Origin of the sequence: Nocardiopsis coralli, assembly GCF_014892575.1 — a bacterium.
In the GTDB taxonomy this organism is placed as follows: domain Bacteria; phylum Actinomycetota; class Actinomycetes; order Streptosporangiales; family Streptosporangiaceae; genus Nocardiopsis; species Nocardiopsis coralli.
Genome location: NZ_JADBGI010000007.1, coordinates 266,493 through 282,418, shown reverse-complemented (window position 1 = coordinate 282,418; position 15,926 = coordinate 266,493). Strand labels below are relative to the sequence as shown.

Annotated in this window: 13 protein-coding genes; 4 read left to right on the top strand and 9 right to left on the bottom strand. The window is 70.9% G+C overall.

The annotated features are described in order from the left end of the window. From IDM40_RS10505 to IDM40_RS10495, 3 genes are all read right to left on the bottom strand, one after another. A partial coding sequence (locus IDM40_RS10505) for a hypothetical protein (protein WP_193121752.1) occupies positions 1-497 on the bottom strand: 497 nt, incomplete at its 3' end. A gap of 278 nt (positions 498-775) precedes the next feature. After that, positions 776-1,039: a hypothetical protein gene (locus IDM40_RS10500; protein WP_193121751.1), complete on the bottom strand. Its 264-nt coding sequence runs from the start codon at positions 1,037-1,039 to the stop codon at positions 776-778. After that, a complete protein-coding gene (locus IDM40_RS10495; RefSeq protein WP_193121750.1) occupies positions 1,036-1,431 on the bottom strand; it encodes a DUF948 domain-containing protein in 396 nt (131 codons plus the stop codon). Before IDM40_RS10495 ends, IDM40_RS10500 begins: the two co-directional genes overlap by 4 nt. A 368-nt stretch (positions 1,432-1,799) precedes the next feature. Here IDM40_RS10495 and IDM40_RS10490 point away from each other — a divergent pair, with 368 nt between their 5' ends. Continuing rightward, complete coding sequence (locus IDM40_RS10490) at positions 1,800-3,347, top strand: serine/threonine-protein kinase (protein ID WP_193121749.1); 1,548 nt, start codon at positions 1,800-1,802, stop codon at positions 3,345-3,347. Between the two features lie 51 nt (positions 3,348-3,398). Here the strand turns inward: IDM40_RS10490 and IDM40_RS10485 are convergent, their stop codons facing one another. Both IDM40_RS10485 and IDM40_RS10480 read right to left on the bottom strand, forming a co-directional pair. Continuing rightward, positions 3,399-4,730 carry a replication-associated recombination protein A gene (locus IDM40_RS10485; RefSeq protein ID WP_193121748.1) on the bottom strand — a complete coding sequence of 444 codons (1,332 nt, stop codon included), beginning with the start codon at positions 4,728-4,730 and terminating at the stop codon, positions 3,399-3,401. Between the two features lie 34 nt (positions 4,731-4,764). Then, positions 4,765-6,771 (bottom strand): SpoIIE family protein phosphatase, encoded by a 2,007-nt coding sequence (locus tag IDM40_RS10480; protein WP_193121772.1) that lies wholly within the window; start codon positions 6,769-6,771, stop codon positions 4,765-4,767. Between the two features lie 585 nt (positions 6,772-7,356). Here IDM40_RS10480 and IDM40_RS10475 point away from each other — a divergent pair. Beyond that, positions 7,357-7,497 (top strand): hypothetical protein, encoded by a 141-nt coding sequence (locus IDM40_RS10475; RefSeq protein WP_193121747.1) that lies wholly within the window; start codon positions 7,357-7,359, stop codon positions 7,495-7,497. Between the two features lie 70 nt (positions 7,498-7,567). Here the strand turns inward: IDM40_RS10475 and aspS are convergent, their stop codons facing one another. Both aspS and IDM40_RS10465 read right to left on the bottom strand, forming a co-directional pair. Further along, positions 7,568-9,337 carry an aspartate--tRNA ligase gene (aspS, locus tag IDM40_RS10470; RefSeq protein ID WP_193121746.1) on the bottom strand — a complete coding sequence of 590 codons (1,770 nt, stop codon included), beginning with the start codon at positions 9,335-9,337 and terminating at the stop codon, positions 7,568-7,570. Positions 9,338-9,506: 169 nt separating this feature from the next. Beyond that, complete coding sequence (locus IDM40_RS10465) at positions 9,507-10,184, bottom strand: MBL fold metallo-hydrolase (RefSeq protein WP_193121745.1); 678 nt, start codon at positions 10,182-10,184, stop codon at positions 9,507-9,509. A gap of 465 nt (positions 10,185-10,649) precedes the next feature. Here IDM40_RS10465 and IDM40_RS10460 point away from each other — a divergent pair, with 465 nt between their 5' ends. Together IDM40_RS10460 and IDM40_RS10455 are read left to right on the top strand one after the other, a co-directional pair. Beyond that, positions 10,650-11,882 (top strand): DUF349 domain-containing protein, encoded by a 1,233-nt coding sequence (locus tag IDM40_RS10460; RefSeq protein ID WP_193121744.1) that lies wholly within the window; start codon positions 10,650-10,652, stop codon positions 11,880-11,882. Between the two features lie 199 nt (positions 11,883-12,081). Beyond that, entirely contained in the window at positions 12,082-13,692 is a 1,611-nt protein-coding gene (locus IDM40_RS10455; RefSeq protein WP_193121743.1) for a collagen-binding domain-containing protein, read from the top strand. A 79-nt stretch (positions 13,693-13,771) separates the two neighbouring features. On the opposite strand, the gene IDM40_RS10450 is transcribed toward IDM40_RS10455, so the two are convergent. Together IDM40_RS10450 and metK are read right to left on the bottom strand one after the other, a co-directional pair. Continuing rightward, positions 13,772-14,437: a DUF11 domain-containing protein gene (locus IDM40_RS10450; protein ID WP_193121742.1), complete on the bottom strand. Its 666-nt coding sequence runs from the start codon at positions 14,435-14,437 to the stop codon at positions 13,772-13,774. A gap of 169 nt (positions 14,438-14,606) precedes the next feature. Next, entirely contained in the window at positions 14,607-15,800 is a 1,194-nt protein-coding gene (metK, locus tag IDM40_RS10445; RefSeq protein WP_193121741.1) for a methionine adenosyltransferase, read from the bottom strand. Positions 15,801-15,926: the final 126 nt, after the last annotated feature.

The following is a 15,926-nucleotide window of genomic DNA, read 5'->3' as shown; positions in this document are numbered from 1 at the left end:
ACGGGCCCCGGGGGCACCGGCTTGTAGAACGCCCGCGACTTCGACCCCACCATCAGACCGATGATGAGGACGGTGAACGCGAGCGGGACGAACGCCGCCGGCGAGGTCACGAGCGAGATGACCAGCCACAGCGCGGCCAGGGACTGGAACACCACCGTGGTCCACAGGACGAAGCCGTTGCGCTTGCCCAGGAACGAGGCCAGCAGCGTCGAGATCAGACCGTAGACGGCGGGGATCAGACCGGCGCCGAGCAAAAGCATGGCAGCGTCGTCCGGGGTCAAGGTGCCCGAGGGGATGAGCAGGGAGTCCTCAGTGGCGGCCAGGACGTCAGGGTGGTCGGAGAAGAAGAAGCCCGCGACGAGGAGGATCCCGCCCAGCAGTAGACCGGGGATCCCGCCGAGGAACATGAACACCCGCACCGTGATGACGGTGCCGGGCATCTTGGCGCTCGCGGGGTCGGTGGCCGCGGGGCCCGCGGGCGGCGGGCCGGGGGGCATGCCCCCGGGCTGACCGTATGGCGGCGGGTAACCGCCGGACTGGCCGTAACCCGAGGGCTGGGCGTATCCGCCCGAGGGGTGGGCACCCCCCTGAGGGGGATACGGACCCGACGGGTGCTGCCCGCCGTGGTCCGGGTTGTTGTAGGGGTCGTGCGGCTGCATCGCCCGGGCCTTCCGTGTGTGTATGTGGACAGTGCTCGAAAGAGCAGGTCCGACCCTACAAAACGGGAGCCGCGGGCAAAATCGCACATCCGCGACACAACGGCGCCGCGGCCGGGTCAGTTCGCGCCGTCGCCCCCGGTGAGGCTGCGGCCGCGCTCACGGGGCGCGTACCTGCGCAGGAGCTCCTCCTCCTGGTCGCGCACGGCGCCGGCCAGGTCCTCGTTGAGCTCGCGGAGCGCACCTTTGTACTCGGTCACCTGGCCCTCCACCCGCTGGGCGATCCCGCCGGGGGTGAGCGCACGCCGGGCGCGCTCCACGCGGTGGACGACGTAACCGCCCACGGCGGCACCGGCGGCGAGGTAGAACAGGCGGCGCATCACCGGCTCTCCTCCTTGCGCTTGCGCGTACGCACCAGGGCGAGGGTGCGGCGCTGGCCCATCACCCGGCGGACCGCGTAACTGAACGAGGCGATCTTGACCAGCGGCCCGGTGAAGACCGAGCGGGTCAGCGCGGTCATGGTGGAGACGTCCTCCGAGGAGGACTGCATGTTCGCGGTGATCTCCTCCACCCGCTCCAGCGAGGTGTTGGCGCGCTCGACGGTGGAGGACATGTCCTCCAGGAGCGGCGGTGTGCGGTCGCCCATGTCGGAGACGACACGGGTCGCCGCGTTGATGAGCTTGATGAGTTTGACGAGGGCCACGCACAGGAAGGTGGCCAACACCGCCCAGACCACCGCGGCGACGAGCGCGGCGACCTCTCCTCCGGTCAGCATGGTGACTCCGTAGGCAGGTTGAGGGTTGAAGTGGAGGGTGGGCCCTGGGGGTGGCGTCCGGTCGCGCCCGTCCGGGCCTCCCACGCCCTCGGCCGCCCGCCAAGGGTTGCGGGCCGGGCCGATTTTCGGCCGACCCTATCGCGTCCGCCGCCGGGGAGCAGTGTCGGCACGCCACCGGGAACGTCCGCAACGGTTGTCCGGAACCACCTCACGTTCGGGTTCCGTTCCGGCCTCGAGGGATCGACGGCCGCCGACTCGGGCAGGACAATCGACACATCGGGTGGAGTCCCCACTCCGTCCGGACTTCACTACGATGTCCGGACACTCCCCCCACTGACGGCCGCCCCTGAAGCACCGACAGGATCCCCATGAGCCCTCGTTCTCCCCGTGAGATCTCCGTACTGGTCCCTCCGGGCCTGGCCCCGCTGTATCCGGACGACCCGTCGAGAATCGGCCCGTACCTGGTCCTGGGCCGGTTGGGTCAGGGCGGCACGGGCACCGTCTACGCGGCGGTCGACGTGTCCTCCCCGAACGTCGGCGAGCGCCTGGTCGCGGTCAAGACCCTCACCTCCCCCGAGTTGGAGGACCCCTCCACCTACCCGGCCCTGACCCGCAGGCTGCGTTCGTTGGCCGGGATCGACTCCGCCCGTGTGGTCACACCCCTGGTGCACGACACCGACGCGAACCCGCCGTGGCTGGCCATGCCCTACACGGCCGGGGAACGCCTGTCCCACTACGTCACCAAACGCGGAGGGCTGGGCAGCGGCAAACTCATCGCCCTGGCCGTCGGGCTGGCCGAGGGCCTGAGCGTCCTGCACGCACGTTCGGTCTCGCACGGGGCGCTGCGCCCCAGCGAGGTCATGCTGGGCCCGGACGGCCCGCACATCATGGACTGCGCGGTGGCGCCCTCCGCCTCGCGGATGCGCGGACACGGCGCCACCTGGCTCAGCCCGGAGCGCTACCGGGGCGGCGCCCCCTCCCCCGCCGCCGACGTCTTCGCCTGGGGCGCGGTGGTCGCCTTCGCCGGAACGGGACGGCTGCCGTTCGGCACGGGCGAGGCGGACGAGATCGCCGAGCGCGCCGCCGACGGTTCCTTCGACCTCGCGGACCTGGCCCCGGGACTGCGTCCGATGGTGGGGCGCGCGCTGGACCCCGACCCCGACCGGCGGCCGAGCCTGCGCGAGGTCGTGGGCGCGGTGATCGCGGTCTGGCAGGCCGAGCACAACGCCGACGCCCAGCAGCCCGGCCGCGAGGAGATCTCCCGGATCCTGGAGCGCGAGTGGCACGCCATCGAACCCCCGGCCCGGATCCCGGAGGTGGTGCGCCTGGAGGGCCACATGGCCGGCAAGCGCCCCACACGTCTCCTGTTCGCCGCGGGGACGGCCGTGCTGGCCCTGGCCCTGATCGGAACCGGCGTGTGGGGTGTGGGGCGGATCCTGCCCTCGCCCGCAGACGACGAGCCCTCGGCCGAGGCGGCCGCGGACGCGGCGCAGGAGGCCCAGGAGGAGGAAGAGGAGGAGACCACGATCGTGGTCCGGCTCGACCCCTCCGAGCAGGAGGACCCGGAGGAGGGCCCCTACGTCTACACACCGGTCGACCGCGACGACACCCCGATCCGCGACCAGGGCGCGCCGACGCACGAGTACTGGGCGTCGGAGTGGGACGAGGCCGGCGAACCGGGCGAGGCCGAGATCGACCCCGACGCCGAGGTGCTGTGCGCGAAGTTCTGCACCGCGCCCGACGACGTCCACATCGACGACGACTTCCGCGGCACCCTCGAGATCACCGCGGAGGAGTTCGTCGACTACCTGTCCTGGGGCCCGGTGATGATCCTCGAGGTCACCTTCGACGAAGAATCGATGGAGGGCGACGGCCCCCGCGAGATCGTGCAGATCACCGAGGTCTTCACCGACTGACCGTCCCGTCCCGGGGTGTGCGCGGTGCACACCCCGGCGCCGGGGGCGCTCTCAGCCGCCGCGCAGCACACCCTTGATGCGGGACAGCACCTCGGAGAACCGGCGTTCGGTGCCGTGTCCGGTGGGCCGGTAGTACTCGCGTTCGGTAAGACCCTCGGGTGCGTGCTGCTGGGGGGCGACCCCGCCCGGGTAGTCGTGGGCGTAGCGGTACCCCTTGCCGTGGCCGAGGTCGGCGGCGCCCTTGTAGTGGCCGTCGCGCAGGTGTGCGGGCACTGCCCCGGCGCGGCCCGCGCGCACATCCGCCATGGCCTCGTCGATCGCGGTGATCACGGCGTTGGACTTGGGCGCCAGGCTGATGTGGATCACGGCTTGGGCGAGGTTGATGCGTGCCTCGGGCAGACCGATGAGTTCCACGGACTGGGCCGCGGCCACCGCGGTCTGCAGGGCGGTGGGGTCGGCCATGCCGACGTCCTCGCTGGCGTGCACGACGAGCCGGCGGGCGATGAAGCGCGGGTCCTCCCCCGCCTCGATCATGCGCGCCAGGTAGTGCAGTGCGGCGTCGGGGTCGCTGCCCCGCATGCTCTTGATGAAGGCGCTGATGACGTCGTAGTGCTGGTCGCCGGAGCGGTCGTAGCGCACGGCGTGGCGGTCCACGGCGCGCTCGACGTCCTCGGCGGTGATGGTGCGGGGACCGTCCTGTGCGGGGCCGGCCACGAGCGCGGCCGCCTCGAGGTAGGTCAGGGACCGGCGGCCGTCTCCCCCGGCCAGGCGCACCACGTGTTCGGTGGCGTCCTCGGTGAGCTCGTATCCGCCGTCGAGACCGCGTTCGTCGGCCAGGGCGCGCTGCAGGAGCAGGCGCACGTCGTCGTCCTCGAGGGACTCCAGGGTCAGCAGCAGCGAACGCGACAGCAGCGGGCTGACCACGGAGAAGAACGGGTTCTCGGTCGTGGCTCCGATGAAGCTCACCCAGCGGTTCTCGACCGCCGGCAGGAGGGCGTCCTGCTGGGTCTTGTTGAAGCGGTGCACCTCGTCGACGAAGAGCAGGGTGCGGGTGCCGTGCATGCCCAGGCGCCGCCGGGCCTCGTCCACGACCGTGCGGACGTCCTTGACGCCGGCGTTGACGGCGGACAGCTCGACGAAGCGGCGCTGTGTGACCCGGCTGACGACACTGGCCAGGGTGGTCTTGCCGGTCCCGGGCGGCCCCCACAGGAACACCGACATGGGTGCGTCGTCCTCGACCAGGCGGCGCAGGGGGCTGCCCTCGCCCAGCAGGTGGCGTTGGCCCGCGACCTCGTCGAGGTCGCGCGGTCGCATGCGGACGGCCAGGGGTTCCTGGACCTTGGCGGCCTCGGCCCCGGCGTCGTCGAACAGTGTTTCGGACACCCCTCCAGCGTAGGCGAGGCGTGCGCCCGGCGCGTCAGGTCGCGGGGACGGCCGTGGAGAAGGTCTCCGGGTCGCTGGGCACCGACCGGGTCATGCGGGTGATCAGGAGCGCGATGTCGTCGCCGCGGCCGGCGGGTGCCATGTCGGCGAGCACGTGCGCGGCCTCCTTGGGGTTGGCCGCGTGCTCCGAGAGCGCCTGCCCGACCGCGGCGAGTCCGTCCTGCATGGTGACGTCGGAGCTCTCGACGAGGCCGTCGGAGCACAGCAGAAGGGTGGTGTCGGGGGCGAGCACGCTGGTGGTGACGGTGTACTCGGTGTCGGGCATCACGCCCAGGGGCGGCCCCGTCTCCGGTTCCCAGACGCGGTAACCCCCGCCGGCGGCCAGGACCATGGGGGGCTGGCCCGCCCAGGCGGCCTGCATGACGCCGGTCTCCCGGTCGACCACGAGGTATCCGCAGGTGGCGAAGACGATTTCCCCGGTGTCGGTGAGCAGGCGGTTGGTCTCGCCGAGCACCACACCGGGGTCGGACTGGTTCGTGGCGTAGGCGCGGAAGGCCACACGGATCTGGCCCATCGCGGCCGCGGCCTCCACACCGTGGCCCTGCACGTCGCCCACGAGCAGGCCGACCTTGTTCTCGGGCAGTTCGATGACGTCGTAGAAGTCACCGCAGATGCGCCAGTCCGCGCGCGAGGGCAGGTACTTGGTGGCGATGTCCATGTCGGGGAAGCTCGCCACCTGGCGGGGCAGCATGCGCCGCTGCACCGCGTCGGCGAGTTCGAGCTCGGCCTGCTGGGCCTTGATGCGCTGCAGGGCCTGCCCGGCCAGCCCGGCGAAGGTGAGCATGAGGGCGCGCTCGTCGCGGCTGGCGTGGTGGGGGCGGTCCCAGACCATCTGCCACACGCCGAGCGCGATCCTGCTGTCGCCGAAGATCGGCACGGTCGCCCAGGCCTGGGCCTTGCCCGCGGTGCTGCGCAGCAGCTCGACGGCGGACGGGAAGCGGCTGACGACCTCGGCGCGGCTCTCGAAGAAACGCGGCTGGCGGTCCTGGATGACCGCACCCATCGGGTAGTCGGTGTCGTCGGCCCGGCGGCCGTCTATGTTCTCGGTGTTCCCGCGCTCGCGGGCGCTGGGCGAGGTGCGCAGCAGGCCGTTCTCCACGTACAGGGCGACGGCGTGGTACCCGCCGAAGATCGGCAGGAACTCCTCGCTGAGCAGGTCCATGACTTCGTCGACGGTGGTCGCGGAGACCAGTTTGGAGGACAGCTCGGTCACCAGGCGCCCGTGCTCGGCCTCGGTGCGGCGGCGGTCGGCCAAGCGGCGCACGAGCTGCACGTGCTCGGTGACGTCGTCGACGATGCCCACGAGCCGGTCGGGCTCGCCGGCCACGAAACGGGCCCGCACGTGCAGGGAGCGTTCGTCCCCGAGGCGGTCGAAGACCCGGAAGCGCTGTTCGTAGTTGCGGCCCTCGAAGGCGCCGGCGATGGCGTCGCGCACGCGGGCGACGTCGTCGGGGTGGACACGTTCGAGGATGCGCTCGAGCTCGGGTTCGTTGCCGGCCAGAAGGGCGCCGAGCGGGGTGGGACCGAAGAGTTCACGCAGGTAACCGGTACTCAGGTCCAGGCTCCACAGCACGGAGTCGGAGTTGTCGGTGCGCAGCTCGCCGACCACGCGCAGGTCGGTCTCCTCCGGGGAGAGCAGGTGGGTGAGGACGACGAGGCGGTCCTGTTCGGGCACCGGGCGCAGCTCGACCTCGGCCATGCGGGCGGAGCGCCCTGCGGGGGCCAGGCTCAGGCGCACCCGGCGTCCCCAGTGGCCGTTCAGCGCCTCGGCGTGCAGGGCCGCACCGCGTTGGGCGTCGTCGCCCTCGAGGAGTTCGTGCCACACACGCCCGTGCAGCGCAGCCGGGTCCCCGAAGAGGTCGGCGAAGGCCCCGTTGGCGCGCACGACGGTCCCGTCGGTGCGGGAGAGCACCATCGGTTCGGGAGCGTGTTCGAACGCTCCCGCGAGCACGGTTTCGGAGTCATCGCCTGAGGCGCGCATTCGGTTCACGTATGACTCATCCTCATGTCGTCTCGGACGTCACACCCGCGTCTGACGCGGCCACCCGTTGGGAACGTTCCGATCGGTTCATTCTAGTGTCCGAGGCAAAGGCCGCCCCGGGGCGTCTCGGGGCCGGCCGGAAGCACGGCGGGGCGCGGGGCGGCCGTGTGACCTCGGTACGGGGCGGCCCCGTACCGGCGTCGGCCCCCGGGCCGCCGGGGACACCGGCGAACGGCGGGAAGCCGGCCGAAGGCGGAACTGGGATCGTTACACCCGCGTGATGCGGCGGGCCGCGTTCGGACCCGCCCCGCCCCACAAAAAGAAACTGTGTCCACCCGTGCCCGGTGTTCTTCGGTGACACACCGGCGCATCGCGGCACGAAAGGGTGATTCGAGCTCAACGCTAGGGGATGAAGGACCCCCGTCGCATCCGCAACAAGGGGTCGCGGCCGGTTTCGGCCGTTTTCCCGGACACAAAGATGTCCGGTTTATTACCGGCAGAGCTTTGTGGCCGTTTGGAGGAGGTTCAAGTTCTTCCCCGGAGGGAAGCGCAAGAGAAACACTTTTCCTACCCCCGAGGATCCCCATGCGCCGGCCACACGTGCCCGCTCTTCCGCGCCCGTGGCACGACAGCACGCTCCGGAACTGGACCTGCCGCCTGTGCGAGCACAGCAACCCCGACGACGAGGACATCTGCTGCCAGCAGTGCGGGGCCGCCAAACGCTGACCCCGCCCGGACACGCAGGGGCGGTGCGCGTGCGCACCGCCCCTCTTCGTCGTCGTCCGTGGTTCCCCGGCTACTTCTTGGTCTCGGGGGGCAGCACCGAACGGATGTGCACGTCGCGCAGCTGCTGCTCCGACACGTCCGAGGGTGCACCCATCATGAGGTCCTGCGCGTTCTGGTTGAGCGGGAACGCGATGGTCTCACGGATGTTGGGCTCGTCGGCCAGGAGCATCACGATGCGGTCGATGCCGGGTGCGATACCGCCGTGCGGCGGGGCACCGAACTTCAGGGCCTTGAGCATGCCGCCGAACTCCGCCTCGACCGCGTCCTTGTCGTAGCCGGCGATGTCGAACGCCTTGTACATGATCTCGGGCGAGTGGTTACGGATGGCGCCCGAGGACAGCTCCACACCGTTGCAGACGATGTCGTACTGCCAGGCCAGGATCTCCAGCGGGTCCTTGTTCAGGAGCGCGTCCATCCCGCCCTGGGGCATGGAGAACGGGTTGTGGCTGAACTCGATGTGGCCGTCGTCGGTGCGCTCGAACATCGGGAAGTCGACGATCCAGCAGAACCGGTAGGCCTTCTCCTCGAAGTGGCCCGCACGCTTGCCCGCCTCGACGCGCACCGGCGCCATGATGCGGTTGATCTCCTCGTCCTTCTCGCTCGCGCAGAAGAACAGGCCGTGGCCGGGGCCCGCGCCCAGCACGGCGAGCAGGTCGTCGCTGATCTCGCCGACGAACTTGGCGATCGGGCCGGTCAGCTCGCCGTCCTCGCCGACCTTGAGCCAGGCCAGACCCTTGGCGCCCTGCTCGACGGCGTAGTCGCCGATGCCGTCGAAGAACTTGCGGGGCTGGTCCTGAACACCGGGCACGGCAAGTGCGCGGACCTTCTTGCCGGCGAAGGCGCGGAAGTCGGTGCGGTCGAACAGCTCGGTGACGTCGACCATCTTCATCGGCACGCGCAGGTCGGGCTTGTCGGTGCCGTACCACTCCATGGCGTCGCGGTAGGCGATGCGCGGGAACGGGGAGGTGATCTCCCAGCCCTCCTGCGAGAACTCGCGGAAGGTGTCGGTCATGACGTCCTCGATGATCTCGAAGACGTCGTCCTGCTCGACGAAGCTCATCTCGACGTCGAGCTGGTAGAACTCGCCCGGCGAACGGTCGGCGCGGCTGTCCTCGTCGCGGAAGCAGGGCGCGATCTGGAAGTAGCGGTCGAAGCCGGCCACCATCAGCATCTGCTTGAACTGCTGCGGGGCCTGCGGCAGCGCGAAGAAGCGGCCCGGGTGCAGGCGCGAGGGGACCAGGAAGTCGCGGGCGCCCTCGGGGCTGGAGCTGGTGAGGATGGGGGTCTGGAACTCGTTGAAGCCCAGCTCCGTCATCCGGCGGCGGATCGAGGCGACCACCTGCGAGCGCAGCATGACGTTGCGGTGCATGCGCTCGCGGCGCAGGTCGAGGAAGCGGTAGGTGAGGCGGCGCTCCTCGGAGGTGTTGTCCTCCGGGAAGACCGTCAGGGGCAGTTCCTCGGTGCTGCCGAGCAGCTCGAGCTCGGCGGCCTGGATCTCGATCTCGCCGGTGGGCAGGTTCGGGTTGACGTTCTCGGCGTCGCGGGCCGAGACCTCACCGGTGACCTGGACGACCGACTCCTTGGGGACCCGGCTGAGCTCCTCGAACACCGGGGACTCGGGGCGCGCCGTGATCTGCGTGACCCCGTAGTGGTCGCGCAGGTCCACGAAGAGCAGACCACCGAGATCGCGGCGGTTGTGCACCCAGCCCGAGAGGCGCACCTGCTGCCCGACGTGCTCCTTGCGGAGCTGACCACACGAATGAGTCCTGTAACGATGCATGAGTTACCAAGTCCACTAACTACACGGCTGTGCGAATGCGCCGGGGAACCCTGAGGGGGACCGGCGTTTGGAATGCCCCTTGAACACCTGGGATCTTACCGCCAACCGCCACCCCGCACCGCCTCGCTCGGCAGGTCCGGGGCGGGCGCGCGGGCCGGCGTGACCGGGGTCAGGCCGAGGCCTGTCGCAGGTACGGGTTGGTGGCGCGCTCGCGCTCGACGGTCGTGCCCGGCCCGTGGCCGGGCAGGATCCGGGTGGTGTCGGGGCGGGCGAGCACGGCGTCGGCGAGGCTGCGGTCCATCGCCGCGGTGTCACCGCCGGGGAAGTCGGTGCGGCCGATGGAACCGGCGAAGACGAGGTCGCCGGCGAACATCACGGGCACCCCGTCCTCGGTGGTGACGGTGTAGACGACCGAACCCGGGGTGTGCCCGGGGGTGTGCTGGACCTCCAGGCGCAGGCCGGCGAGTTCGAGGACGCTGCCGTCGGCGACCTCGCGCAGGTCGGCCGGTTCGGAGAACGGGCCGGGGCCCAGGAGCGCGGAGAGCTGGGCGGCGAAGCCCGGGTCCACGCCGGCGGCGGGCTCGGTGAGCAGGCCGCGGTCCTCGGGGTGCAGGTACACGGGAAGGCCGCGCTCGTCGGCGATCTCGGCCGCCGACCAGACGTGGTCGAAGTGGCCGTGGGTGAGCAGCACCGCGACCGGGGTGAGGCGGTGCTCGGCGAGGGCCTTGTCGACCTGCGGGGCGGCCTCCTGGCCGGGATCGACGACGACGCACTCACCGCCCTCGGCCGGGGCGAGCACGTAGCAGTTCGCGGCGAGGGGCCCGGAGGGGAGAGCGGCGATGAGCACGGGGATGACGTCCTGTCCTCGGTCGGTGTCGGGTGTGTGAGGGACGGGCGCGGACGGGGCCGGCCCTGTGCCCTCCGTGTTCCGAGCCTACCGAGCACGCCGCCGCGCCAGGACCGGTCCGGCCCCTGCCCGGGCCCGGGAACGCTCGTGCGCACATCACCATTCGATCACCGCGCGCGGGGGCCCTCTTTGCCAGAGCGCGCGGTGATGCCATATTGGTCAGCGTCTCCGTGTGCCCCGCGGCCCCGACCTGCGCATCCGCGGATCCGTTGCGCAGGGCCCGCCGGTGCACGAGGCGCAGGGCGCAGACCGCAGCGTTATCTGTCCCTGTTCGCGAACACGGCGCGTCGTAGCCCGGGGGATCCTGGGGATATCGTGCAGGGCACAACGGCTCCCCGTACGAATCGGGCCATACGCCGCGACGACCCGAGCCCGCACGCGGGCCCATGACAGCAGGAGGACACGGTGACCACGGACCCTTGGGGCCGCGTAGACGACGACGGCACGGTCTACGTGCGCACGAGTGAAGGCGAACGGGTCGTCGGATCGTGGCAGGCGGGCGCGCCGGAGGAGGCCCTGGCCTTCTACCGGAAGAAGTACGACTCCCTCGTGACCCAGGTGGAGCTGCTGGAGAAGCGGCTGCGCAGCACCGACCTTTCGGCCTCGGCCGCCATGGCCAGCATCGACAAGCTGCGGGCCTCGGTGAACGAGGCCAACGCCGTCGGTGACCTGGACTCGCTGTCCCGGCGGCTGGACACCCTCGCCGGGCGTGCGGAGGAGCGCAAGGTCGAGCAGAAGCAGGCGCAGGAGCAGGCCCGCGGCAAGGCGCGCGACATCAAGGAGCGCATCGTCGCCGAGGCCGAGCGGGTCGCGGCCGAGACCACGCACTGGAAGTCCGGCGGTGAGCGCATGTCGCAGCTCATCGAGGAGTGGAAGAAGGCCCCGCGCGCCGACCGCCCGACCGAGCAGGCCCTGTGGAAGCGGATGTCGGCGGCGCGCAACTCCTTCTCCAAGCGCCGCAAGGCCTACTTCGCCAACCTGGACCAGCAGCGCGACGAGGTGCGTGTGGCCAAGGAGGCGCTGGTCGTGGAGGCCGAGTCGATGAGCAACTCCACGGACTGGGGCCCGACGGCGCGCGCCTACCGCGACCTCATGCAGCGGTGGAAGGCCAGCGGCCGTGCCGACCGTGCCAGCGAGGACAAGCTGTGGGCCCGGTTCAAGACCGCGCAGGACACCTTCTTCGACGCCCGCAACGCGGTCTTCGCCGAGCGCGACGCGGAGCTGCGGGTCAACGCCGAGGCCAAGGAGAAGATCCTGGAGCAGGCCAAGGCGGAGATCGCGCAGATCGAGGACCCGCGCCGGGCGCGTACGCGCCTGCGCGAGTTCCAGGAGGCCTGGGAGGAGGCCGGCCAGCTCCCCCGGGACATGCGCGACCAGCTCGAGGGCGCATTCCGGCGGATCGAGGACGGCGTGCGCCAGGACGAGCAGGCCGAGTGGGAGCGCACCAGCCCCGAGGCGCGCGCCCGCGCGCAGGGCACGGTGGACCAGCTGTCCTCGGCCATCGCCGACCTGGAGGCCAAGCTGGACAAGGCGCGGGCCAAGGGCGACGAGCGCAAGGTCAAGGAGCACGGGGAGGCCCTCGAGGCACGCCGTTCGTGGCTGGCCGAGGCGCAGAAGGCGTTGGACGAGATGAGCTGACACCTCACCGGACACCGCACGGGCCGTACCTTCCTTCCGGAGGTGCGGCCCGTCGTCGTATCGGGGGCGGTCGGTGCTGTTGCCCGACTTCTGCGGGGGTGTCGGACGTGTCTGCCCCACCCGAAACCCCTGCCGCTGTCACAATACGCGCATGGTTGATTACACAGAGCAATCGAGACGGAACAGGGCGTCACGCCCAGTGGCCGGGCGGCGTTGCCTGGCCGCGACGGCGGCGCTCTCGGCCGGCGCCGTCGTGGCCGCGCCGCTCTTCTGGGGCTGGGGATCGGGCGAGGCCGTGGCGGCCGAGACCGTCAACCCGGTGGCTCCCGCCCAGGGGTTCCTGGCCTTCTCCGAGGGCAACACCTATCTCCACAACACCGAGTCCGAGGGGCCCATCGCCGTGGGCGGGGACCTCTCGTTCGGTTCCAACTACCGGGTGGCGATCGACGACACCGGGGACTTCGTCGACGGCGACGACGCACGACCCACGGGGCTCCTGGTCGACGGCCGTATCGATTTCGACGCCAGTGACGCCAACGGGGTCCTCCAGGTGCTCCAGAACGGCTACGTCAAGGTCGGCGACACCTCCGGGGCCACGATCCACGACCGCGACATGAACAACGCGGCGACCAACCTGCGCATCACCCCGGAGGGCCAGGAGAGCAACAGCACCCCCCGGGTCGAGCTCAACACCCAGCAGCCCGCGGCGTCGGCCGGGCCGCGACCGGGCCTGATCGACTTCGAGGAGGCCTTCACCCAGTTCCGGTCGTACTCGGAGGGCTTCGCGCGTTGCTCCACCAACGCCACGATGACCTACGACGACGGGAGCCCGGTGGACCCGGCGAACATCCCGCCCGGGAGTTCCGTGCACGTCCAGCTGGTCCCCGGCGAGCAGAACGTCATCGACATCCCGAGCGCGAGCCTGAACAACATCACGAACCTGACGTTCGACGACGCGCCCTCGGAATCGGCACCGCTGCTCTTCAACGTCGACACCTCCGACACCGGGGGCGACTTCGAGTGGAACGCACCGAACCTGGCCGGTGCGAGCGGGCAGACCGCGCTGTACACGCTCTACAACTTCCCCGGCGCCTCGCGCGTGACCGTTCCGTCCGACGCTCCCACGATCGAGGGCACGATCTACGCGCCGGACGCACGGGTGAACCACTACTCGAACGGCAACATCGAGGGCAACGTCATCTCCCGGGAGTTCGTGCAGGACCTGGGCGGGCCCTCACAGGGTTCGCCGGCCAGGCAGGAGCAGCGGGCGATCGAGCTGCACGACTTCCAGTTCAGTGCGCAGCTGACCACGTGTGATGCGGAGCCCACCCCGTCGCCGACCCCGACCCCGCCGGACGTCCCGACACCCACACCGCCGGAGACCCCCAGTCCGTCGCCCAGCCCCACACCAGGGCCGACACCCGGACCGACGATCCCGCCGACCCCGTTCCCGGGGCCGACACCGAGCCCGACACCACCGGAGAGCCCGACCCCGAACCCGACACCGAGCCCCACGCCCCCGGAGTCGCCGAGCCCGAGCCCGAGCCCGGAGACACCGTCACCGCGGCCCGACGAGCCCACGCCGACACCGCCCGAGAGCCCTGAGCCCTCGGAGCCGGTGACCGAGCCACCCCGCCCGGGCCCGGACGGGGCCGAGGACCAGGACGGCCCCCGGGAGGGCGACTCGTCCTCGCTCCCGGTGACCGGTCCGGAGGTGCTCGTGCCGGCGGCCGGCGGCCTCATCGCCCTGCTCGGCGGTGTCGCCGGGCTCGTGCTGGGCCGGCGACGCAAGGACGACGACCCGGCCTGACCTGACCCACACATCGGGGCCGGAGCGGAAGGTTTCCGCTCCGGCCCCGACGCCGTTCAGGTGTGTACCGCGCGACCTCTCAGCGGTGGACGTCCAGGTGGTAGACCTTGGCGGCCCCGGGGAACGTGCGCACGTTGGGCACCGAGCCCGGGGTGTGGTTGCTGGGTGTGGGCGGCTCGGGCCTGGGTCTGCGCGAGTCCCGGTAGCGCAGCAACCCCACAGCACCGACGATCACCGCGAGCAGGAGCAGGCCCGCGGCGGTCACGACGGTCCAGGGCACCGCCCCGTGGATGCGGTGGTCGACGGCGGTGCACGCGCCGGCGGCGCCGTCCTCCGGGCGCACGCACACGGTGGCGGCGGAGTGCGATCCGTCCTCGGGCACGCTCTCCACCTGGGCCGTGGACAGCAGGATCGACCGCTCCCCCGCTTCCAGGGGTCGGTCCCAGTGGACCTGCGCGCCGTCCGGGTCAACGTTCCCGCTCCCGGCCACGTGCGACATCGTCTCGGGCAGGAAGTGCACGACCCGGGCGGCGTCCAGGTCGTCCTCGCCGGTGTTGTGCACGCGGATCGTGTACTCGACACGGTCACCCGGGTTGAGGCGCTCCTCCCCGGTGTCGGCCTGCAGGGCGACCCGCAGCGGGCCGTGGCCGCCGGGCTCCTCCTGCGCCCGGGCCGACGCGGCCGGCCCGGCCAGGGTCATCACGGCCACCAGGCCGATCGCGGTCATGAGCCTCGGCACCGCCATGGAACAACCTCCGCGCAGCAGTATGACAATACGTGCATACCTCATAACACGTGGTAGCTGTCATTCCGTGGTGCCGTGCGGACCTCGCCCCAGAACGCCCGCTGCGCACACGAACGGGGCGGACGGCTCCGCTCGAGCCGTCCGCCCCGCCGGCGGTGAAGCCGTGGTGCTAGGCGCCCACGAAGGAACGCAGCGCCTCGGCGCGGTCCGTGCGCTCCCAGGTGAACTCGGGAAGCTCACGGCCGAAGTGGCCGTACGCAGCGGTCTTGGAGTAGATCGGGCGCAGCAGGTCGAGGTCGCGCACGATGGCGGCCGGACGCAGGTCGAAGACCTCCTTGACGGCCTTCTCGATCAGCTCCGGGGCGACCTTCTCCGTGCCGAACGTCTCGATGAACACACCGACCGGGTGCGCCTTGCCGATGGCGTAGGCGACCTGGACCTCGGCGCGGTCGGCGAGCTCGGCGGCGACGATGTTCTTGGCGACCCAACGCGTGGCGTAGGCGGCCGAACGGTCGACCTTCGACGGGTCCTTGCCCGAGAAGGCGCCACCGCCGTGGCGGGCGTAACCGCCGTAGGTGTCGACGATGATCTTGCGGCCGGTCAGGCCGGCGTCCCCCATCGGGCCGCCGATCTCGAAGCGGCCGGTCGGGTTGACCAGGAGACGGTAGTCGTCGGCCTCCAGCCCGAAGGCGGACACGACCGGCTGGATGACGTGCTCGCGCAGGTCGGGCGCGAGCATCTCGTCGAGGTTGATGTCCGCGGCGTGCTGGCTGGAGACGACGACGGTGTCGAGGCGGACCGGGGTGTTGCCCTCGTACTCGACGGTGACCTGGGTCTTGCCGTCGGGACGGAGGTACGGAACGGTGCCGTTGCGACGGACCTCGGACAGGCGCTCGGACAGCGAGTGCGCGAGCTTGATCGGCAGCGGCATCAACTCCGGGGTCTCCCGGTTGGCGTAACCGAACATCAGGCCCTGGTCGCCGGCGCCCTGGCGGTCGAGCTTGTCCTCTTCGCGCTCGACGCGGGCCTCGTAGGCGGTGTCGACGCCCTGGGCGATGTCGACGGACTGAGCGTCGATCGAGACGTTGACCCCGCAGGAGTCACCGTCGAAGCCCTTGGCGGAGGAGTCGTAGCCGATCTGGAGGATCTTCTCGCGCACGATGGCGGGGATGTCGACGTAGGTCTGCGTGGTGACCTCACCCGCGATGTGGACCTGACCGGTGGTGATCAGCGTCTCGACAGCGACCCGGCTGGCGGGGTCGGTCGCGAGCATCTCGTCGAGGATCGCGTCACTGATCTGGTCGGCCATCTTGTCGGGATGGCCCTCGGTGACCGACTCGGAGGTGAAAAGGCGGCGGGACACGTTACGTGGCTCCTTGCAGCGGCTGCTGGCTGACATGGACGATGCGCCGAACGGTATCCGGGGATCCCGCCTGAGCGGGAAATACCGACCGTCGCTGTTGGTTGTCGTCGGTCCACTGTATAGGGA